Raw genomic sequence first — 3,462 nt, forward strand, 5'->3', positions numbered from 1 at the left:
TGGGTATCAAAGTGTCGGTGTCGTACTCTTCCAAACAACAGAAACATCACCGAAGAAGGCAAGCAGGATCGGAATAGCATGCAAGTGGATGGAGGTTTGGACTGCGCAGGTTTTGTTCCACGACTTCGCCCCGTGGGGCGTAGGACCGAACAAAAAACAACGCCGCATTTCCCGTTTCAACACCAAACTTTTAGCAGTCGACGTCAGCGCCCACACGACTCATATCGTTCGGCCCGATCATTCCTGTCGACCTCGTTCGCACAACCGCTATTTCACTGGCGTGATCACGACCGTGTGAGTGACTGGGACGATCACATCTTGAATCGCCTGGACCAACTTGGCTCGCTTGGCTTCAGTGCTTTTGACCGCGGCCTCCAGATCCTTTTTGCCTTCCTCGCATTGGAATATTTTCTTGATCTTAATCGTTTAAAACGCCTGTTTGGCGGCCACCGCTTGGTCGATCGCTTGAAACGCTTGGCTGAACGGATTGACTTGAAAGTGCTCAGCCAAATTCACTCCTTCGGCCAATTCTTCCTTCGTGAACTCTTGGCTGTGTTCTCCCCAACGGACATTGGCTTTGGCAGCTTTCAAACCACTGACGGTCAGCAAAAACTGATTCAGTTCTTCGTTGAACGGTACCAACGCCATCCCGGAACGGATGCTGTTTTCATCGTCGGCCTTTCCGGTCGCACAATACGGATAACGATCGCTTTGAAAGGTCACTTGGTACGACGAATCATCGGATTTGATTCCAACAAGCGAATGATGATCGTCGCCTTCAGCGGACGTCGCTGCCAAGTCCACCTTCAAATTCGCGATGGGCTCACGGATCCCCATCGATTTAAGAAAGCCATAAGCCATGATGACTTGGCCAGCCCAGGGCGGATGAATTCCGTCGTTGCCAGTCACCTGATATGGTTTGTCATCGGTGCCGAATTTCTTGGCCGCGGTGATTTGAGCAACATACATCGGCCAGAACAAATCCGCGAAAGCGACGTTTTCTTCTTTCGCGATTTCGATTCCCAGGTCGCGCAGGGTGCACAGGTTCAGGTTGTGTTCGTCCAGCGTGCATGCGGGAGCCTTGACCCAGGTCGCGATTTTCCCGGCACAACCGGGTGATCCCAAAACGACTTTGACGCCGGCTTCTTTCAACCGCCGAACGATGTGTTGGTAGTTGTCCTTGTACCAATGCCCGTTGTTGACGTCGTAGGCGCGATACCGAGCATCGTTCATCCCATAGCAGAGCGTCGCGATGGTGGGCTCGAAACGCAAGCAATCGGAATCCATGCGGCGGAGGAATCCGGCCGCGGTTTCGCCGCTCCATCCAAGTTGTCGTGTTTCAATTTCCAAGTGCGGCATGCACGCGGTCAAGTAAGTCTCGATCATCCGCGAATACTTTTTCTGCTCGGTGATCGAATCTCCGATGATCACCAAACGATCGCCCTTGGCCAACAGCAGCGGTCCAATCTCAGGAGCCTTGGACGGGAAGAATTTACCAAACTCAGGGTCATCCGGTTTGGGCTCGTACTGGTACGGCCCGGACTCGGGGAACTTGGGCAGCGAATTTTCTTGGGCGAATGCGTTTGCAGCGCAGAAGACAAAAAACGCGACAAGCAATCCGATGCTTCGCAAAATCGTTGGTGTCATGGTGGGTCTCTTGGTGTCGATGATGAGATTGAAATGGGGAAGGTGAGGTGGGAGGTTGATGGCCAACGGCCTTTTTCAACGTAGCCTGGGACAACGTCCCAGGAACCGGAAAAACCATTGACTCATTTGGCCAACGGCCAAATTCAATCCGTTTGGTTTTGGGTTGAATATGGCCGTTGGCCAAATCGATCGGAGCTCAACCATGGGCGGCGCCCATGGCTATGATGACAATGGCCTTTGGCCAAAGAGTTTATGTCTTGGACAATCAACGCAATGGATCGCCTTCTCTCGTCTCAGTGACTTAAATCGGACGGTTGGTTGGGAGCGATGCTCATGGGTGGGTTGTTGGGATCAATCTTCTTGTGCTCCCAGTACCAACCGTCAGCCTTCTTTTCCAAAACGCGGTGCTGGCTGTTCTTTGCCAATGGGGCGGGATCCGATCGCACAAACTGTCTCAGTCTCTGAGCAGCATCCGCGTGCTCGGCTTGACCGATCAAGTTCTCAAATTCGTTTGGATCATTGATGACGTCATAGAGTTCTTCGCTGCCATCGGCGTAGCGAATCAAACGGTACCGTTCGCCCTTGATTCCTTGGTTGCCCGGATTGTGTTCCGTGATCGCGGGTGTTTCGCGAATTTGTTCAGGTGACCGAATTTGCGGGACCAAACTGAGGCCTTCGACATCCTTCGGGGCGGGCAATCCGGTCAATTCCGAGAGTGTGGGATAGATGTCTAACAGCTCCGCTGGCGACTGCGTTCTTCCGTGAAGGATTCCGGGGCCCGCAAAAATCAATGGCACGTGGGTGGAACGTTCCCACAAAGTGTTTTTTCCCGTGACATTCTTTTCACCTAAGTGCCATCCATGATCGCTCCATAAACAAATGATCGTGTTGTCTCGATGAGACGTCTTTTCAAGTGCAGCCAGAACGCGACCGACTTGGCTGTCAACGAAACTGATGCAGGCCAAATACGAGTGCACCAAATTTTTCTGTTGGTTGTGTGCTTCCAACCAACTCATCCGTGGCTCGGGCAATTTCCAGTGCAGGTACCAACTGAACGGGGAACAATCGAGGCGATCATCGCTTCGATACGGTGGCAACTGCAGCGTTTCATCGTCGTAGAGCTCCCACCACTTTGGCGTGACATGGCAGGGAACGTGAGGCAGGAAGAAGCCACAGCTCATAAAGAACGGTTCGTCGTCGGGCATGGCCTCCAGTTTCTCGGTCACCCAGTCAGCGACCTTGTAATCGCCTTTGTCTTCATCGCGGTGATCGAACACGCCCCAGTCCATCAGCGGGTGATCACCGACTGGCGTCGATGGGATCAACTTCTGGGGCGGCTTCACACCAGCGACGCCGGGCGGACCAATCTCATCGAATTCCGTTTCGTCGCGGCCGTAGCGACCGTGATAAACCTTGCCCGCCGAGTACGTGCGATAACCATGAGCTTTGAAGTGCTGAGGCAAAGCAACGCGGTCTTTCCATTCCGGCAAATCGCGAAACCATGGTGCCAAGCCGTAGATGCCGGTCGTCGATGGACGCAGTGAGAGCATCAAACTGGTTCTCGACGAATTGCACAGCGGCGATTGGCAATGAGCGTTGGTGAACGTCATGCCACGTTCAGCCAACGCCTTCATCGCGGGCGTCTGGACTTGAGGATGCCCACCGAGTGGTTCGACCCAATCGTTCAAATCGTCGATGCAAATCATCAAGACGTTCGGACGACTGGATGAATCCTGTGCAAAGGACTCGGAAGCGAACAGCGTCGCGGCAAGGACGACGCTCCAAACAAAAAGCTGGTTCATTTGGCTGGGGTGG

The 3,462-nt window shown here is 53.5% G+C and carries 3 protein-coding genes; 1 reads left to right on the plus strand and 2 read right to left on the minus strand.

The window, feature by feature from the left end:
• Positions 1–298 (plus strand): hypothetical protein (locus ACF8AM_RS03095; protein WP_392554227.1); only part of this gene is annotated, 298 nt, incomplete at its 5' end.
• Positions 299–426: 128 nt separating this feature from the next.
• On the opposite strand, the gene ACF8AM_RS03100 is transcribed toward ACF8AM_RS03095, so the two are convergent.
• Both ACF8AM_RS03100 and ACF8AM_RS03105 read right to left on the minus strand, forming a co-directional pair.
• Positions 427–1,647: an SGNH/GDSL hydrolase family protein gene (locus tag ACF8AM_RS03100; protein WP_392554228.1), complete on the minus strand. Its 1,221-nt coding sequence runs from the start codon at positions 1,645–1,647 to the stop codon at positions 427–429.
• 293 nt (positions 1,648–1,940) lie between these two features.
• A partial coding sequence (locus ACF8AM_RS03105; RefSeq protein WP_392554229.1) for a sulfatase occupies positions 1,941–3,462 on the minus strand: 1,522 nt, incomplete at its 5' end.

The sequence above is a fragment of the Rhodopirellula sp. JB055 genome, from assembly GCF_043100905.1.
Taxonomy (GTDB): domain Bacteria; phylum Planctomycetota; class Planctomycetia; order Pirellulales; family Pirellulaceae; genus Rhodopirellula.

Excerpts from the sequence above, each read along its gene's own strand:
- ACF8AM_RS03100 (WP_392554228.1), bottom strand. The coding sequence starts at position 1,647 with ATGACACCAACGATTTTGCGAAGCATCGGATTGCTTGTCGCGTTTTTT.